The organism is Salinicola sp. DM10 (assembly GCF_017306975.2).
Lineage (GTDB): Bacteria > Pseudomonadota > Gammaproteobacteria > Pseudomonadales > Halomonadaceae > Salinicola.
Genome location: NZ_JAFLEN020000004.1, coordinates 146,562 through 163,267, shown reverse-complemented (window position 1 = coordinate 163,267; position 16,706 = coordinate 146,562). Strand labels below are relative to the sequence as shown.

13 protein-coding genes are annotated in these 16,706 nt (G+C 67.5%); 2 read left to right on the top strand and 11 right to left on the bottom strand.

Features of this window, described 5'->3' with window-relative positions; all coding sequences use genetic code 11:
• Nucleotides 1–27: 27 nt before the first annotated feature.
• The 5 genes from J0A90_RS14870 to J0A90_RS14850 form a co-directional block, all read right to left on the bottom strand.
• The gene (locus J0A90_RS14870; RefSeq protein ID WP_207031452.1) at nt 28–1,299 is read right to left on the bottom strand and encodes a PIG-L deacetylase family protein; all 1,272 of its coding nucleotides are present in this window, start codon (nt 1,297–1,299) and stop codon (nt 28–30) included.
• Between the two features lie 199 nt (nt 1,300–1,498).
• Nucleotides 1,499–2,440: a DNA/RNA non-specific endonuclease gene (locus J0A90_RS14865; protein ID WP_207031454.1), complete on the bottom strand. Its 942-nt coding sequence runs from the start codon at nt 2,438–2,440 to the stop codon at nt 1,499–1,501.
• 96 nt (nt 2,441–2,536) lie between these two features.
• Nucleotides 2,537–4,246, bottom strand: coding sequence for a thiamine pyrophosphate-dependent enzyme (locus J0A90_RS14860; protein WP_207031456.1), 1,710 nt, complete (start codon nt 4,244–4,246; stop codon nt 2,537–2,539).
• Nucleotides 4,247–4,514: 268 nt separating this feature from the next.
• Nucleotides 4,515–5,906 (bottom strand): amidase, encoded by a 1,392-nt coding sequence (locus J0A90_RS14855; RefSeq protein WP_233076820.1) that lies wholly within the window; start codon nt 5,904–5,906, stop codon nt 4,515–4,517.
• A gap of 161 nt (nt 5,907–6,067) precedes the next feature.
• Nucleotides 6,068–6,394 (bottom strand): YrhK family protein, encoded by a 327-nt coding sequence (locus J0A90_RS14850; RefSeq protein ID WP_207031458.1) that lies wholly within the window; start codon nt 6,392–6,394, stop codon nt 6,068–6,070.
• 155 nt (nt 6,395–6,549) lie between these two features.
• Here J0A90_RS14850 and zwf point away from each other — a divergent pair, with 155 nt between their 5' ends.
• Both zwf and J0A90_RS14840 read left to right on the top strand, forming a co-directional pair.
• On the top strand, nt 6,550–8,121 hold the full coding sequence (zwf, locus tag J0A90_RS14845) for a glucose-6-phosphate dehydrogenase (RefSeq protein WP_233076819.1): 1,572 nt from the start codon (nt 6,550–6,552) through the stop codon (nt 8,119–8,121).
• A gap of 45 nt (nt 8,122–8,166) precedes the next feature.
• On the top strand, nt 8,167–9,291 hold the full coding sequence (locus J0A90_RS14840) for an MFS transporter (RefSeq protein WP_233076818.1): 1,125 nt from the start codon (nt 8,167–8,169) through the stop codon (nt 9,289–9,291).
• A gap of 28 nt (nt 9,292–9,319) precedes the next feature.
• On the opposite strand, the gene J0A90_RS14835 is transcribed toward J0A90_RS14840, so the two are convergent.
• The 6 genes from J0A90_RS14835 to J0A90_RS14810 form a co-directional block, all read right to left on the bottom strand.
• Nucleotides 9,320–10,489, bottom strand: a complete 1,170-nt coding sequence (locus J0A90_RS14835; protein ID WP_207031462.1) for an iron-containing alcohol dehydrogenase — start codon at nt 10,487–10,489, stop codon at nt 9,320–9,322.
• A 127-nt stretch (nt 10,490–10,616) separates the two neighbouring features.
• Nucleotides 10,617–11,207: a GNAT family N-acetyltransferase gene (locus J0A90_RS14830; protein WP_207031464.1), complete on the bottom strand. Its 591-nt coding sequence runs from the start codon at nt 11,205–11,207 to the stop codon at nt 10,617–10,619.
• Nucleotides 11,204–12,151, bottom strand: coding sequence for a cyclodeaminase (locus J0A90_RS14825; protein ID WP_207031467.1), 948 nt, complete (start codon nt 12,149–12,151; stop codon nt 11,204–11,206). Before J0A90_RS14825 ends, J0A90_RS14830 begins: the two co-directional genes overlap by 4 nt.
• A 58-nt stretch (nt 12,152–12,209) precedes the next feature.
• Nucleotides 12,210–13,196 carry a hydroxyectoine utilization dehydratase EutB gene (gene eutB / locus J0A90_RS14820; RefSeq protein ID WP_207031469.1) on the bottom strand — a complete coding sequence of 329 codons (987 nt, stop codon included), beginning with the start codon at nt 13,194–13,196 and terminating at the stop codon, nt 12,210–12,212.
• Nucleotides 13,197–13,373: 177 nt separating this feature from the next.
• On the bottom strand, nt 13,374–14,774 hold the full coding sequence (locus J0A90_RS14815; protein WP_207031471.1) for an aminotransferase: 1,401 nt from the start codon (nt 14,772–14,774) through the stop codon (nt 13,374–13,376).
• Between the two features lie 230 nt (nt 14,775–15,004).
• A complete protein-coding gene (locus tag J0A90_RS14810) occupies nt 15,005–16,468 on the bottom strand; it encodes an NAD-dependent succinate-semialdehyde dehydrogenase (protein ID WP_035470819.1) in 1,464 nt (487 codons plus the stop codon).
• Nucleotides 16,469–16,706: the final 238 nt, after the last annotated feature.

Sequence of the window (16,706 nt, the reverse complement as noted above, 5' to 3'; positions counted from 1 at the left end):
GGTCGCCAGGCGCGGGGCCATGAGTGATCAGCAGGCGTCGTTGCGCCCGCGCCAGGCCGCGACGAAGGCGTCGCAGGGCAGCGCGCGGAATAGCTCGGTGGAGCGGATCGCGGCCTGGAAGTAGGGATCGCGCTCACGCGCGAAGGTGGGCACGAAGTTCGCCCGCCGTGCCCGTCGGCGCCGCTGTGGCCAGCCGGCGCGGGGCGAGAGGTCGCTCATGGCATCCAGCAGCAGCGCCTTGTGCTTTTGCATTTCGGTGGACAGCGGCCACGCCAGCGGCGTCGGCGCGGGCGTAAACAGGCGCTCGATGGCGATCTCGGCCGGCGGCATCCAAGCCGGCTGAAACGCCGGCCCCGGGGGGAAGGCATCGCGGTAGTGGTTGGCGTAGAGCAGTACCGTGCGCGGCCGGTGGCGGCTGCCGTCGAGCGCCAGGGCAAGGGCCAGCGAAGCGGCACGGTGATCGGGATGCGGATCGAACTCGGGATCGGTCACCAGCAGCGTGACCGGCTGCAAGGTATCGATCAGTTGTCGCAGCGCCGCGACCACGTCGTCGCGCTCGAGCCGCTCGCCGCGGATCGGCGGCAGCGCGAGATGATTGAAGCGGCGCGCCTCACTCAGCGCAATGACTGGACGCTGAGCGATGCCATCATGCACCAGCGCCCACCCGGCCCCATCGGGCACCCCGACCAGGGTCGAGCGCTCAGGCGGGATGCCCGACAGCAGCGGCGTGGCGAACACGTTCCAGCGCCGCCACTCGGCCTTGCGCCGGACCGCACTGTCGAGATCGTCATCGAGCCCGCTCAAGTACTGACGCTTGAGCCCCTTGAGCTGCTCGCCGCAGGAGAGCGTGACCAGATGCACCGACTCGGCATGATCGGTATAGAGACCGCCAGCGGCGATCTCGGCGTCATCCGGGTGCGGGGCGACGATCAGGATCGGTCCCTCGATCGCCGGCTGCGCATGGCAGCGTGCCTGCGGCGCTCCGGTCAGCCGGGCGCCGGAGAGCGCCAGGCTCAGCGTCACCTCGGTGGTACACGGCGGCAGCCGCCAGGCGATGCGCTGATCGCGGCGGCGCGCTTCCAGCGAATAGGTGAGCGGCGCTTGCCCCGATGCGGTCAACGTCACGCTCGGCAGGCCACGGCGCCAGCGCGAACGCGGCGCCAGTGCCAGCGATATTTCGATCAGCCGGGTCTGCGCCGGGTCGGCGGGAAGCCTCAGTGTGGCAGCATGATGCTGCCAGTCGGTGGCCGCGATCGGCTGCTCGTTCGCGGCCTCCTCCGTCGCACCCGGCCCCGTCATTGCCTGACTCGGCACACTCTGACTCGCACTCACCTGACTCGGAATCGCCTGACTCGGAATCGCCTGCCCCGCCCTCGATTGCCGCATCGACCTCTGCCTCCCACGTGATGATCGCGCGTCCTGTCGGCGCGCTCGGGGCATGGTAAGGCAAGCGCACGCGGGGGCAAGCGCTGATCGCGACGCCGTGCCGCTCTCGGCGTCACACGCGAATATCTTCGGGACCGCGGATCTCCGCTTCGATACGGGTGCCGGTGGCACGCTCCTCCACGGAGAAGCCGTCGAAGTTGGAGAGTTCGCCGAAATCGAGCTGGGTCAGCGCCTCGATCCGGGCGATGCTGCGCTGATAGGTGCGGTACTGTCCGAACAGGAAGCCCGGCCCCAGCTCGTCGAGTTCGTCGACCTGATCGATCATGTAAGCGGTGGCCGAGGGGCGGCCATCCTCGTCGCGGAAGGCGATCACCTTCCAGTAGGCTTCGGGGATACGTACGCCGCGGTAGTCGCGGTCGCCAGCGCGGAAGACCGGCCCGGTGAAGATGCACAGCCGCTGCCGATCGGCGCGGGCGTGCTCGAGTAGATAGTCCTCCAGCCCCAGCCAGGTGTGCTGGTTGAACGCCGCCATCTGCGGCGTGCAGTTGGTGAAGTGGAAGGTGTCGGCATTGGCTTGCTCGGCCAGTTCGCCCCAGTTGGCTGAAGTGCGCCGCACCAGATGACCACGATCCAGCGGATTGCGGGCGTAAAGATCTTCCCCCGCCTGTAGCGCCGGGTCGATGCGCGGATCAAAGCGCCAGTCGTCGTTCTCGCGAGGCACGGAGACCAGCCGGCGGCCATCGAGATTGAGCGCGGTAAAGATCGCCAGCCGCCGCGAGCGTGACATCACCAGCGAGAAGTGGGTGTAATCGAGACACCCGTCATCGCGCCCGGGCACCGGGGTGACGTCCTCGGCGCGCTCGCCCACCGGCGTGGGCAGCGCCACTTCGAAGTCAGCCAGAAAATCTTGCGCGAATCCCTGGCGGTCGGAGAGATCCTCGCGCGCCGCCGTCACAGCCGTCGAGACCCTCGCGGCCTGGCGTGGCGCCACCAGCGCGCGCATGTCGCGCAGCCCGTCGCGTGCGCGCTGGCTCGGTCTGATATCGTCGCTCATCGCTGCCTCCCGTCTTAGACTCGTCTCTCGGGGCACGGCCGCGGCACCTGACGCAGCCGCGCGCTCGTTGATGCCTTCTCGCTTACAATCTCTCGCTCACTTCCAGAAGTTGTTCTTGACCAGATCGACCACGTCGCTCAGGCGCCCGTTGAGTACAGCCTTGCCCGAGTAGAGCGCGGTGGAGGCGACCTGACCCGGCTCGATCTTGGGCGGCATCACCAGCTCCATGCGGTTGACCTTGACGTCGAGCAGCGCCGGGCCATCGTGGGCCAGCCAGGCGGCGATCGCCCCTTCCAGCTCGTGGCGCTGTTCGACCCGCTCACCCCACAGCCCCATCGCCTGCGCCATCTTGCCGAAGTCGGGGTTGTCGAGCTCGGTATAGCTATCGAGCAGCCCTTCGACCTTCTGCTCGATCTCGACGAAGCCGAGCGAGCCGTTGTTGAACACCAGCACCTTGACCGGCACCCGCTCCTGCTTGAGCGTGAGCAGGTCGCCCAGCAGCATGGTCATGCCGCCGTCGCCGCACATCGCGATCACCTGGCGCTCGGGGAACGCCTTCTGAATACCGATCGCCTGGGGGTAGGCGTTGGCCATGGTGCCGTGGACCAGGCTGGAGAGCGTGCGCCGCTCGCCGCGGGCGCGGATATGGCGCAACATCCACACCATCGGGCTGCCACCGTCGGCGGTGAAGAAGGCGTCGTCGTCGGCGGCGGCATCCAGCGCCACAGTCAGTTCCTGGGGGTGGATCAGCGCGTCGTCCTGACTCTCGGGCTCGTCGTGGGCCAGCGCCTTGTGGTACTGCTCGCGGCATTTTTCCAGCCAGCGGGTGTCACTCTGGGCATCGACGATCTGTGCCAACGCCGCACAGGTATCGCGCACGCTGCCGACCAGACCGATATCGACCGGGTGGCGCTTGCCGATCTGCTGCGGGTCGATGTCGACCTGGATGATGGTCGCCTTCTCTGGATAGAACTGGGTCCAGGCGAAGCTGCAGCCGAGCAGGATCAGGGTGTCGCACTCGGCCACCGCGTGATAGCCGCCGGCCAGGCCGAAGACGCCGGTCATGCCGACCTCGAAGGGGTTGTCCGGCTCGATGAAATCCTTGGCCCGCGAGGTCCAAGCCACCGGCGCGTTGAGCTTGGCCGCCAGCGCCAGCACCTCGGAACGCGCGTGTTCGCAGCCGAAGCCGGCGTAGATCGAGATCTTGCCGCCGGCGTTGATCTGTTTCACCGCCGGTACCAGCTCCTCGGCGTTGGGTCGCATTACTGGATCGAAGCGATGGGCGCGGTAGGGGAGATCCTGGCTCGGCGTCTGGGTGAACAGGTCGCCGTGTACCACCAGCACCGCCACGCCGTTCTTGGCCAGCGCCGTCTGTGCCGCCAGCGCCGCCATGCGGCGCGCCTGATCCGGGTTGACCACGGTCTCGCAGAAGACGCTGTACTGGGCGTAGATCGGCGCGGGATCGACATCCTGGGGAAAACCGACACCACTGTCCCCGGTGGCCACCTGGGAGGCGATCATCACCACCGGGGAGCCGCTGCGGTGCGCCTCGAACAGACCGTTGACGAAGTGCAGCGAGCCAGGGCCGCAGGTGCCGGCACAAAGGGTCAGTTCACGGGTCATGTAGGCCTCGCCGCCGGCGGCGAAGCCACCGACCTCTTCATGGCGCACATGTACCCACTCCAGTTCGCTGCGGCGGATGGCATCGGTGAAGTGGTTGATGGTATCCCCGACCACGCCGTAGCAGCGCTTGGCACCGGCTTCGGCCAGGGTTTCGACGATGATTTCAGCGACGTTCTGACTCATGGGATGACTCCTTCGCAACGACGTCGGCGACGCTTTTCGCCATGACGCGGGGTAACCCCCGGCGCACCGGGTGATGACGTGTATTTCTCTCGGATGCCACGGTCTCGCGGGTTCGACAGCATCGAGGACGCGACGGCGCGGGCCGCTCATGGTGGGCCCCGCGCGATTCGGCCACGCTCGGAGACCGACCTGCCGGTCTAAGCGTAGTCGCTGGTCGCGCAACGGCTAGCCGTCGGGCTCGGGAGTGACCCCACCAGAGGTCAACGCCTCACGCCTGGATCGCCGGGTCCGGTACCCGCGGAAAACGCGGCGGATGCGCCTGCAGATAGGCGTGGCAGGCCCGCAGCACGCGGGCGTCGTCATGCTTGCCGCCGGCGAGCTGGAAGCCCACCGGCAGCCCCGACTCGGTGAACCCGCATGGCACCGAGGCCGCTGGCTGCTGGCTCAGGTTGAAGGGATAGGAGAACGGCGCCCACTCCTCCCAGTCGCGCATGTCGCTGCCGGGTGGGACTTCGTGATTCACCGCGAACGGCGCGATCGGCACCGTGGGCGTCATCAGCAGGTGGTAGCGCTGGTTGAAGCGCTCCAGGCGCTGGGTGAGGCTGGCACGCTCGCGCAGCGCCTGGAACAGATCGAGTGCGCTGAAGCGCTCGGCCCGCTGGGCGTTGGCCGCCAGCCCCGGGTCGAGCCGTTCGCGCTGGCGCGCGTCACATTGGCTCCAGAAGTCCAGCGAGGCGGTGAACCAGAGCTTCTGAAAGATCTCGATCGGTGATTCGAACCCCGGATTGAGCTCCTCGACCTCGGCCCCCAGCGCTTCGAGGTTGTGCGCTGCTTCGCGCACCCGGGCGGCAATCTGCGGGTCGACCTCGGCATAGCCCAGCGTCGGCGAGTAGGCGATACGCAGACCGCGCAGATCGCCACTCAGCTCGGCGCCCCAGTCATCGGGCTGCCCGCGGGTGGCATAGGGGTCGCGATAATCGTAGCGGCCGATCACGTTGAGCATGCGCACCGCATCCTCGACGCTGCGCGTCAGCGGGCCGATATGCGATAGCGACGGCTCGGTCGCCGGCGGCCACTGCGGGGTCCAGCCATAGGTGGGTTTGAAGCCGAACACCCCGGTGAAGGCGGCCGGAATGCGGATCGAGCCCCCGGAATCGCCGCCCTGGTGCAGTACGCCCATATTGAGCGCAGCGGCGGCCGCAGCACCGCCCGAGGAGCCGCCCGGGGTCAGCCGGGTATCCCAGGGGTTGCAGGTAGCGCCGAAGACCCGGTTGTCGGTCACCGCCTTCCAGCCGAACTCCGGCGTGTTGGTCTTGCCCAGGATCACCGCCCCGGCCTCACGCAGCATGCGCGCCGGCGGGCAGTCGTGCTCGCAGAGCGCAGTGGAAGTGGTCAGCGAGCCCTCCCGGGCCGGCATGCCGGCGACCTCGGCCAGGTCCTTCATCGACACCGGAATCCCATCGATCTCGCTCAGCGGCCTGCCCTGCCCCCAGCGCCGCGCCGACGCCTTGGCCGCGGCCTCGGCGCCTTCGTGATCGACATGTACATAGGCGTTGACGACGTCGTTGAAGCGCTCGATGCGCGTCAGCGCCGCCCGGGTCGCCTCCAGCGGCGAGGCCTCGCCGCTTGCGAACAGCCGCTTGAGGCTGCCGGCGTCCATATTTCCCAAATCGCTGCCCAAATCGCTGCCCAAATCGCTATCGTGACTCGCGCTGCTCATCCTGAACTCTCCGCTGGCGTCGATGACATCCTGTGACGTTTCAGGCTAGCAGTCAGAAGCCAACCGGCAATTCGCGATTGCCACGGACAGCGCTTTCGGCGTCAGAAATCGTGCGCGGCTTCCGGCGGCAACTGCGGCATTTCGCGCAGACGTCGGATATGAACATGGCGCATCAGCCGTATCACCGGTCTGATCAACATCTCGATACTGCCGATCAGGAACAGCCAGGTGCCGTAGTAGGTCAACGCTTCGTAAAAGAAGAAAAAACTGCCGATCACGAACCAGATGCCGATCAGAATGTCGTTGACGATACTGACGACCTCGTAGCGCTTGCGGATCACCAGCTCTTCATGACCGATATGCAGCGTCAATGGCGGCAGAGTTTGCGGGTTGCTCTTATGCTGATAGTGAGTCTGGGCGTCCGGCATCTCTCTCTCCTCGGGCCAGTTTGGTCTTGTCGTCGGGCGGCGGATCGTGACGCCTGTCTGGCAGCGGCACCGGTGGCACACCGGTGCAAGGCGCTGACAGCAGCGTAGGTGAATTGTAACGCCGGCGCGTCCGGCACCGAATGGAGACGACTTCCATGGCAGCATCCGCAAAGCGCCAATCCGGCGACCCCCCTGTCGCCGACGACACCACACTGTTCATCTTCGGCGCCAGCGGTGACCTGGTGAAACGCCTGCTGATCCCATCGCTCTACCATCTCGATCGCGACGGTCTGCTCGACGACGCCATGCGTATCGTGGGGGTGGATCTCGCCGAGCACGACGATGAGAGCTTCCGCGAGCATCTCCATACGTTTCTCGCCGACAAGGACGCCGCCAGCCACGCCGAGGGGCGCGCGGCCGATCTCGACCCCGAGACCTGGAACGCATTCGCCCGCCGCCTGCACTACCGCCAGGGCGACTTCACCCAGCGCGACATCTACGCCGAGATCGCCACGCTGATCGAGGCCGGCACCAGCGCCAACGCGGTCTTCTACTGCGCCACCGGCTCGCGCTTTTTCGGCGATATCGCCACCCGCCTGGGCGAAGCGGGGCTGCTCAGCGAACGCGACGGCCAGTACCGACGGCTAGTGGTGGAGAAGCCCTTCGGCCACGATCTCGAGTCGGCACGCACGCTCAACGCCCAGCTGCTGGAGGTGATGCAGGAGCGCCAGATCTATCGGATCGATCACTTCCTGGGCAAGGAGACGGTGCAGAATATTCTGGTCGCGCGCTTTGCCAATGTGCTGTTCGAGCCGTTCTGGAACAATCACTACATCGACCATATCCAGATCACCGCCGCCGAGACCGTCGGCGTCGAGAAGCGCGCCGCCTTCTACGACCGCACCGGTGCCATGCGCGACATGGTGCCCAATCATCTGTTCCAGCTGTTGGCGATGGTCGCTATCGAGCCGCCGGCGGCGTTCGGGGCCGACGCCCTGCGCAACGAGAAATCCAAGGTGCTCGAAGCGATCCGCCCCTGGACCCCGCAAGAGGCCGCCGCCAACTCCGCACGCGGACGCTACGCGGCCGGCAAGCTGGGCGACACCGAGGTACCCGGCTATCTCGATGAGGAGGGCGTCGCCCCGGACAGCCAGACCGAGACCTACGTGGCGATGAAGGTGATGGTCGACAACTGGCGCTGGATCGGTGTGCCCTTCTACCTGCGCACCGGCAAGCGCATGAGCGCCCGCGACACCGAGATCGCGATCTGCTTCAAGCCGGCGCCCTATGCTCAGTTCCGCGATACCGAGGTCGAGCGCATGGCGGCCAACTGGCTGATCATCCAGATCCAGCCCAACGAGGGGATGTGGTTCGACTTCCAGGCCAAGCGCCCCGGGCCGGAGCTCGAGATGGACACGGTCAAGATGGGCTTCGCCTACAAGGACTTCTTCGATCTGCCCGCGGTCACCGGCTATGAGACCTTGATCTACGACTGCCTCACCGGCGATCAGATGCTGTTCCAGCGCGCCGACACCATCGAGAACGGCTGGCGCGCGGTGCAGCCGTTCCTCGACGCCTGGGCCGAGAATCCCGAGCTGAGCGACTACGCCGCCGGCGAGGATGGCCCGCAGAGCGCACACGAGCTGATCGAACGCGACGGGCGCCAGTGGCACCAGGTCGGCTCCCCCACCGGTCCCGGCGTGGCCCCGACGCCCAAAAAGTCCTGAATGCCTCGTCCGGGTTTTGTTCGCACCTGGAGCGCCGTTGCCGCCATGTTCTTTCTCAATGGCGGCCTGTTCGGTACCTGGGCGTCGCGCATTCCGCGCGTCACCGAACTGCACGGTCTCGATGATGCCGGGCTCGGCCTGCTGCTGCTGGGCCTGGGCGTCGGCGCGCTGATCTCGTTTCCGCTGGCCGGGCGCGCGGCCGATCATTTCGGCGCGGCGCGCACCACCCGTGCCCTGGCCATCGCCTGCGTCCTAACGCTGGGCCTGGTCGCCGCGGCGCCCACGGTGTGGTCTCTCGCCCTGGCGCTGGTGCTGTTCGGGGGCGCTCAGGGCGCCATGGACGTGACCATGAACGGCTGGGCCGGCGAGGCCGAGCGCGCCCTCGGCAAACCGGTGATGGCCTCCTTCCATGCCCTATGGAGCCTGGGCGCCGGCGCGGGCGCGGCGCTCGGCTACCTGGCGACGCACCTGGCGCTCCCGCTGCTGTGGCACTTTCTCTTGGCGGGCGGGCTGATCTACGCGATCACCGCGGCGGTTGCCGCCGTACCCTGGCCCGGCGAGCGCCGCCAACCGCCCGCGGTGAAGCCCCGGCGGCTGCCGCTGCCGCACGGGGCGCTGCTGTGGGTCGGCGTGGTCGCCCTGTGCGCCTCCCTCGGCGAAGGCGCGGTGGCGGACTGGAGCGCACTCTTCCTGCTCGATGCCACCACGGCCAGCGCGGCCCAGAGCACCCTGGGTTACGCCATTTTCTCCACCGCCATGGTGGTCACACGGCTGATCGGCGCGGGGCTGATCCTGCGTCTCGGCACCACCACGGCGACACGTCTCGCCGGCCTCTCGGCCGCCCTGGGCGTGGCTCTGGCGGTGCTCTGCGGTGAGCTGTATCTCGTCCTGGTCGGCTTCTTCCTGATGGGGATCGGCTATGCCCTGGTGATGCCGCTGGCGTTCTCACGCGCGGCCAACGACCCCGAGCTGCCCCCCGGCGCCGCCATCGCCAGCGTCGCCACCCTGGGCTACGGCGGCATGCTGCTGGGGCCACCGCTGATCGGCTTTGCCGCCAGTGTGATCACGCTGCACTACGCCTTTGCCCTGCTCGGCGTGCTGTCGCTGTGCATCGTCCTGCGCGCCGGCGCGTTGGCGCCGCCCGCCGCCGAGCGCTGCGAGACCACCTGAAATAGCGCGGCAGCCGTTGCCGCGCTGGCTACCAGAGCGAACGGTAGAGTTCGATCAGCTCCGCGTGGTTCGGCACCCGCGGGTTGTTGCCGGGCGAGCCGGAGGCCAGGGCCTGCTCGGCCATGGTGTCGAGCAGCGCCTCGAAGCGCGCGGGGTCGATGCCGTAGTCCCGCGGCGTGGGCACCGCCAGCTCCTGATTGAGGGCGACCAGCTCGGCGAGCAGCCGCTCGCCGGCGCGGGCGTCATCGTCGCTGTCGGTGGCCACGCCGATGGCGCGGGCGCAGGTGGCGTAACGTGCCGGCGCGGCGGCCAGCGAGAAGGTCGTGATCGCCGGCAGCAGCATGGCGTTGGACATGCCGTGGGGCACGTGAAACGCCGCACCCAGCGGCCGGCTCATGCCGTGTACCAGTGCCACCGAGGCGCTGGAGAAGGCCAGGCCAGCCAGGCTCGAGCCCAGCATCATCGCCTCACGCGCCGCGCGATCGTCGCCCTGGTGATAGACCCGGCGCAGATGGGGGCCGATCAGGCGCATCGCGGCCAGCGCATTGTGATCCGAGAAGGGGTTGGCCTTGCGGCTGACGTAGGCCTCGATGGCGTGGGTAAGCGCATCGATACCGGTGTCGGCGGTGACCCGCGGCGGCACCGAGAGCGTCAGCTCGAAGTCGACGATCGCGGCCGCCGGCATGAAGCCGATGCCCGGGCAGAGCATCTTTTCGCCGGCAGCCTCGTCGGTGATGATGGTGAAACGCGTCATCTCCGAGCCGGTGCCGGCGGTGGTGGGGATGGCAACCAGCGGCAGGCCGAGCTGCGACGCCGCGCGCGGAAACTGGTAGTCGCGGATCTCACCGCCGAAGTGACCCAGTACGCCGATCGCCTTGGCCGAGTCGATGGGGCTGCCGCCACCCAGCGCGATCACGCCATCGAACGCGCCCTGTGCGGTGCCCTCGCGCATCAGCGCCACACCGTCGAGGATCGAGGTCAGGGTGGGCTCCGGCACGGTGTCCGCGAATACGCGGTAGTCGAGCCCGGCGGCCTCGAGCAGCGCGTGAAGTCGCGCTACGTAGCCGAGTTCGACCATCATCGGATCGGTGACTACCAGCGGCCGCTGCACGCCGAGTGCGGCGAGCACCCCGGCGAGACGCTCGAGCGCGCCGCCACCCACTTCCAGAATCCGCGGCATCAGGATATTGCTGACCATCGCCTTTTCCTCCTGTCGACACCTGGTGCCAGCATGCCACGCCACGACTCGGGCCGTCGTGGACCCGCCACCAAAGTGCAAGCGCGCAGCGGTCTCCCCCTCCGCTCGGGCGACGACATGATCGCGCTCAGACCGGGCTGGCCAGCGTTCGCGCCATCAGTGTCTCCACCAGCGGCTGTGCGTCGATGGTGAAATCCTGATCGAGCCCCAGATCGCGCAGGCCGCAGCGCTGGTAGAAGCGAATCGCCGGCACATTGTCGGCGAGGACCCATAGCCCCAGGTCGCGATAGCCCTGATCGAGACACCACTCCAGCGCAGCCTGCCACAGGGCGTGGCCAACGCCCTGGCGCTGCGCCCGTGGGGCAACGTAGAAGCCGTAAAGCTCGGCCCAGCCGGGGGTGAGTGAGCGCACCTCGGGCCGCGCGCTCTCGCTCTGGCGGAAAGGACCGACACTCACCCAGCCGAGCAGCTCACCTGCCCGAGTGTCTGCCTGGGTGTCTGTACGGATGTCCGAATGCGTACCGACAAAGACCACCGCCCCCGCGTCGAGCTGCGAGCGCCAGGCCGCGGCACGCGCGGCGACATCCAAGCCCGCCAGCGTGGTCTCGGCGATCAAGCCGCGGTAGCTATGCCGCCAGGCGTCGACGTGGATGGTCGCGATCGCCTCGGCGTCGGCTGGAGTGGCACGGCGCACCACCACCGCACCCGCCCGGCTCACGACGTCAGCCGCGACAGCGCAAAGCCGGCGATGGCGGTGTCCTGCACCCCGGTGCCGGTGAGGTCGCAGACGGTGATGGCGCTCGCCTCCCGGCGCGGCGACTGGCCACCGGCGATCACCTGGCCCAGCTCGTGAACCGTGAACGGCGGGCGATGGCCGGCATAGACCTTGAGCTCGCCATTGTGCTCGCTCTGGGCCCGGGTATCGGCGACGAAGACGTCGGCGCGCTCCATCACCGAGGAGTCGAGCTCGCGCTTTTCGGGGCTGTCAGAGCCCATCGCCGTGACATGCACGCCATCGGGCAGGTGCGCCCCTGACAGCAAAGGCTCGCGTGATGGCGTGGTGGTGACGATGATATCGGCACGGGCACAGGCGGCATCGATCTGCTCGTGGACCTCGACCGCAAGGCCATAGCGCTCGCGCATGCGCACCGCATAGGCGCCGGCCTTCTCGGCATCCCGCGCCCAGACGTCGAGCGTATCGATGTCGCGTACCAGCCGGAGCGCGGCGACCTGCAGCTCCGCCTGCACGCCGGCGCCGAGGACGGTGACGCGCCGGCTGTCGCTCCGCGAGAGATGCTTGGCGGCGATGGCGCCGGCCAGCGCGGTGCGTATGTCAGTGAGGTAGCCCTCGTCGAACAGCACCGCCTCGACCAGGCCGGTCTTGGCCGAGAACACGATCATCAGCCCGTTGAGACTCGGCAGCCCCAGCTTGGGATTGTCGAAGAAGCCGGGGCTGACCTTGATCGCGAAGCGCGCATTGCCCTGGATATGGGCGGTCTTGACGTCGACCTCGCCATTGGATTCCGCAATTGCCATCGACAGGATCGGCGGCTGGACGACGTTCCCTTCACCCAGCGCACGGAAACCGGCTTCGACCGCCTCCAAAGCGGCGTGATCCAGCGTGACGACATCCTGAATCTGCTGTCGGTTATAAAGCTCCATCGGGGTGTCTCCTGCGTCCATTCATTTGAATTCGCGTCAGCGTGCACTGGAAGTCGTATCAGCGCGGCGGATAGTCAATCAGCGTCCTCGCCCGCATCAGAGTCTCTGCGTCCACGCCGTTGCCCGAGACGATCAGCGCCACCTTCTGGCCGCGGATGTCGAGGGCGTGCTCCTCGATCGCGGCGAGCCCCACCACGGCAGCCCCCTCGACCAGCATCTTCTCCTGTTCGAAGAAGTGCAGCATGGCCCGGGCAATCGCCGGCTCCGAGACCCGGTAGTGATCGTCCATCACCTCGCGTACCAGGGCGAAGGTGCAGCGGTTGTCGAGCCCGATCCCGCCCCCGAGCGAGTCGGCGAGCGAGGCTTGTTCCTCGACCTCCACCGGCTCGCCCGCCGCCAGGCTGTCGATCATCGCCGCGCCCTGTTCCATGCTCACCCCGGTCACCTGGACCTGGGGATTGATGCCTTTGACCGCGCGCCCGATACCGCCGAGCAGCCCGCCGCCGGAGAGCCCGATCAGCACGCGGTCGAGCGCCGGCAGGTCTTCCATCAGTTCGAGCCCGATGGTGCCCTGGCCGGCCGCGATCAGCGGGTCATCGAAGGGTTCGATCAGCGTCATGCCGTCGTCGGCGACCAGACGCCGCGCCTCGACGAAGGCGTCGTCCTGGGAGCGCCCGATCACCCGTGCCTCGGCCCCTAGCGCTTCGATGGCGGCGACCTTGTTGGCTGGCACCAGCTCGGAGAGACAGACCACCGCCCGCGCGCCGAGTCGCCTGGCCGCCCACGCCACCGCGCGGCCGTGATTGCCGGTGGAGGCGGTGGTGACGCCGCGCTCGAGCTGAGCCGGCGCCAGCGAGGCGATCTTGTTGAGCGCGCCGCGCAGCTTGAATGCGCCGCTCGGTTGCAGCGTCTCGAGCTTGAGATAGACCTCAGCGTCGAAGCGCGCCGACAGGCTCTGGGAGAGGATCAGCGGCGTGCGCGCCGCCTGCCCGGCGAGTCGCTGGCGGGCCAGGTAGATATCGTGCAGGGTGACGGGGTCGGACATACAAGCTCCCGAATCGAAAGGGCAGGACGCCGGAACGGAAAGGCGGCAGGCTGAATCTCTTCACCCTGCCGCAGGCGCGTGTCGGTATCAATGCGCGACGCGGTGTGCCACCGCGACGCCGGGGTTTCTCTCTTAAGCTCCCCCCTTCGGCTCAGCGCTTGGGATCGGCTATTTAGTTCACCCCTGCAGATCGCCGCTACGCGTCAGCTCGTCGGTCACCTTGTCGATGGCACGCTTGGCACGGGCGATCACCTCGTCGACCTGGCCGCGATCGATCACCAACGGCGGGGCGAAGCCGAGGATGTCGCCGTTGGGCATGGCACGGGCGATCAGGTTCTCCTCGAGCGCCGCCGCCGCGACCCGCGGGCCGACCTTGAGCGCCGGGTCGAAGGGGGTATAGGCGCCCTTCTTCGGCGCGAACTCGAGTGCCGCCATCAGCCCCTGGCCGCGCACGTCGCCCACCAGCGGGTGCTCGCCGAAGGTCTTGGCCAGCTGGGCGTTGAAGTAGGCGCCGGTCTCGGCGGCGTTACCGACCAGATTCTCGCGCTCGATGATGTCCAGATTGGCCATCGCCGCCGCCGCGCCCAGCGGGTGCCCGGAGTAGGTCCAACCGTGGCCGATCGGGCCGAACTCACCGGTGCCATCCTCCAGCGCCTTCCACACGCGTTCGCCGACGATCACCCCGGAGAGCGGCTGGTAAGCGCTGGTCAGCCCCTTGGCGATGGTCACCAGATCCGGCTGGATGCCGTAGTGCTGGAAGCCGAAATCGCTGCCCAACCGCCCGAAGCCGCTGACGACTTCGTCGCTGATCAGCAGGATGTCGTGGCGCTTGAGCACCGCCTGAATCGCCTCCCAGTAGCCCTCCGGCGGCGGAATGATGCCGCCGGTGCCGAGTACCGGCTCGCCGATGAAGGCGCCCACGGTCTCCGGGCCCTCGCGCTGGATCAGCGCCTCCAGCTGCTCGGCGCAGTAGGCGGAGAACTCGCGTTCGCTCATCTCGCCCCGGGGCCGGCGGTAATAGTACGGGGCCTCGGTATGCAGCACGCCTTCGATCGGCAGGTCGAAGTGCTGATGGAAGGCGGGCAGCCCGGTGAGCGAACCGGCGGCGATGCTGGAACCGTGGTAACCGCGCTGGCGCGAGATGATCTTCTTCTTCTGCGGCCGGCCGGTGACATTGTGGTAGTAGCGCACCAGCTTGATCTGGGTCTCGTTGGCGTCGCTGCCGGAGAGCCCGTAGTAGACCTTGTTCAAGCCGTGACCGGCGAGCTTGGCGATACGCTCGGAGAGCGCGATCAGCGGCTCGTTGGAGTGGCCGACATAGGTGTGGTAGTAGGCGAGTTCCTTGGCCTGGGCGTAGATGGCCTCGGCGATCTCGCTGCGCCCGTAGCCGATGTTGACGCAGTAGAGCCCGGCAAAGGCGTCGATCATCTCACGCCCGTCGCGGTCGACGATGGAAATCCCCTGGCCACCGGTGATGATACGCCCCGGCGCATCGCCATGGGCGTAGTCGCGCAGATGGGTGGAGGCGTGAAAGACGTGGCGGCGATCGTTGTCGATCAGGCTACGCGTATCGGTCATGAGGTTTTCCTTACTCAAAGCGGAACCACCACCGCAACTGTCGATGGTGTTTGATGGTGGTTCCCGGCGGGCGCAGCGGTCACCGTGACCCTTGTGTGATACCCGCGTTAATAAAGCCATGCGACGCTCAAAAAGCTATGCGACGCTGATGATACGGCGCGACACCGTTCACGCGACAGCGCTCGGGCGCCGGCGAGCCGGCGAAGCGCCGTCAGCGATTACACGCTGGCTCAAGAAGAACTGGCCGAGGGCATATTACCCAGACAGTAATACTTGGTGTCGAGATACTCCTCGAGCCCCTGGGCGCCGCCCTCGCGGCCAAGGCCGGACTGCTTGATGCCGCCGAAGGGGATCGGCGCGCCGGTCATCTTGACGCTGTTGACGCTGACCATGCCGTACTCCAGCCCGCGCATCAGCTTCCAGATGCGTCGCACGTCATGGGTGTAGACATAGGCGGCGAGGCCGTACTCGGTGTCGTTGGCCAGCCGGATCACTTCGTCGTCGCTGTCGAACACGCCGATACCCGCCACCGGCGAGAAGGTCTCCTCGCGGAATACGCGCATCTCCGGGGTGATGTCGGCGAGCAGCGTGGGGACGAAGAAGTTGGCCCCCGGCGCCGAGCGCTCGCCGCCGAGCTTGCGCGCGCCGCGGCGCACCCCATCCTCGACGATACCCTGAGCCATCTCCACCGCACGGCGGTGGATCAACGGGCCGATATCGCACTCATCGAGCCCGTTGCCCACGCTGAGCGCTTCCATGTGCGCGACGAAGCGCTCGATGAAGGCGTCGTAGATGCCGCGCTGGACGAAGATGCGGTTGGCGGCCAGGCAATCCTGCCCGGCGGTCTGGAACTTGGCGGCCACGGCTTCTTTGGCTGCGGCGTCCGGGTCCATGTCGTCGCAGACGATGAAGGGCGCGTTGCCGCCCAGCTCCAGCGACATGCGCTTGACGCTCGACGAACTCTGGCGCATCAGCAGCTTGCCCACCCGGGTCGAGCCGGTGAACGAGATGTTGCGGATGCGATTGTCGCTGCACAGCACCTCGGAGACCGTCGCCGGGTCGCCGGTGACCACGTTGAACACCCCGGCCGGGATGCCCGCGCGCTCGGCGAGTTCGGCCAGCGCCAGCGCCGAGTACGGGGTCTCGTTGGCCGGCTTGACGATCACCGGGCAGCCCGCGGCGAGCGCCGCCCCCGCCTTGCGGGTGATCATCGCCAGCGGGAAGTTCCACGGCGTGAACATCGCCGACACGCCCACCGGCTCTTTGATCGTACCCAGGGCCGCATCGGGGATATGGCTGGGGATGGTCATGCCGTAGGCGCGCTTGGCCTCCTCAGCGAACCACTGGATGAAGCTGGCGCCATAGTCGACCTCACCGCGGGCATCCTTGAGCGGCTTGCCCTGCTCGCGGGTCATCAGATAGGCGAGATCCTCCTTGTGCTCGTGCAGCAGGCGATACCAGGCGTTGAGCTTCTCGGCGCGCACATTGACGTTGAGCGCCCGCCAGGCGGCGAACGCCTCCTCGGCGGCGGTCACGGTGGCGGTGATCTGGGCGGCTTCCAGCAGTGCACAGTGGCCCAGGGTCTCGCCGGTGGCGGGGTCGACCACCGCCTCCTCGCGACCCTCGCTGCCATGGGTCCACTTGCCGTCGACATAGGCGTACTGACGGAAAAGACGCGGGTCGTTGAGTTTCATGCTGTCGCCTCCTGCGGCGCTGAGGGCGTAACGGTCAGGCGGCGTCAGAGAGAAGTGCTTTCCTCTGACGCTGCCGAGTGCTCCCAGCCTAAGGGTTAGGGCGCGCAGAAACTTTTTGTCCCGCCGCTCTGGCACTTGCGCTTTTTTTCGAAAGCGCCGCGTTGACTTGCAGTTTTTTCGGCGCAAAGGGCAGGCGCCGCAACGGCCTGGGTACGTGTATACAGCATCCTCTGATGTC

Bases quoted from the DNA above. Each gene is read 5' to 3' on its own strand.
- J0A90_RS14870 (WP_207031452.1), bottom strand. From the start codon at position 1,299: ATGACGGGGCCGGGTGCGACGGAGGAGGCCGCGAACGAGCAGCCGATC.
- J0A90_RS14865 (WP_207031454.1), bottom strand. From the start codon at position 2,440: ATGAGCGACGATATCAGACCGAGCCAGCGCGCACGCGACGGGCTGCGC.
- J0A90_RS14860 (WP_207031456.1), bottom strand. From the start codon at position 4,246: ATGAGTCAGAACGTCGCTGAAATCATCGTCGAAACCCTGGCCGAAGCC.
- J0A90_RS14855 (WP_233076820.1), bottom strand. From the start codon at position 5,906: ATGGACGCCGGCAGCCTCAAGCGGCTGTTCGCAAGCGGCGAGGCCTCG.
- J0A90_RS14850 (WP_207031458.1), bottom strand. From the start codon at position 6,394: ATGCCGGACGCCCAGACTCACTATCAGCATAAGAGCAACCCGCAAACT.
- zwf (WP_233076819.1), top strand. From the start codon at position 6,550: ATGGCAGCATCCGCAAAGCGCCAATCCGGCGACCCCCCTGTCGCCGAC.
- J0A90_RS14840 (WP_233076818.1), top strand. From the start codon at position 8,167: ATGTTCTTTCTCAATGGCGGCCTGTTCGGTACCTGGGCGTCGCGCATT.
- J0A90_RS14835 (WP_207031462.1), bottom strand. From the start codon at position 10,489: ATGGTCAGCAATATCCTGATGCCGCGGATTCTGGAAGTGGGTGGCGGC.
- J0A90_RS14825 (WP_207031467.1), bottom strand. From the start codon at position 12,151: ATGGAGCTTTATAACCGACAGCAGATTCAGGATGTCGTCACGCTGGAT.
- eutB (WP_207031469.1), bottom strand. From the start codon at position 13,196: ATGTCCGACCCCGTCACCCTGCACGATATCTACCTGGCCCGCCAGCGA.
- J0A90_RS14815 (WP_207031471.1), bottom strand. From the start codon at position 14,774: ATGACCGATACGCGTAGCCTGATCGACAACGATCGCCGCCACGTCTTT.
- J0A90_RS14810 (WP_035470819.1), bottom strand. From the start codon at position 16,468: ATGAAACTCAACGACCCGCGTCTTTTCCGTCAGTACGCCTATGTCGAC.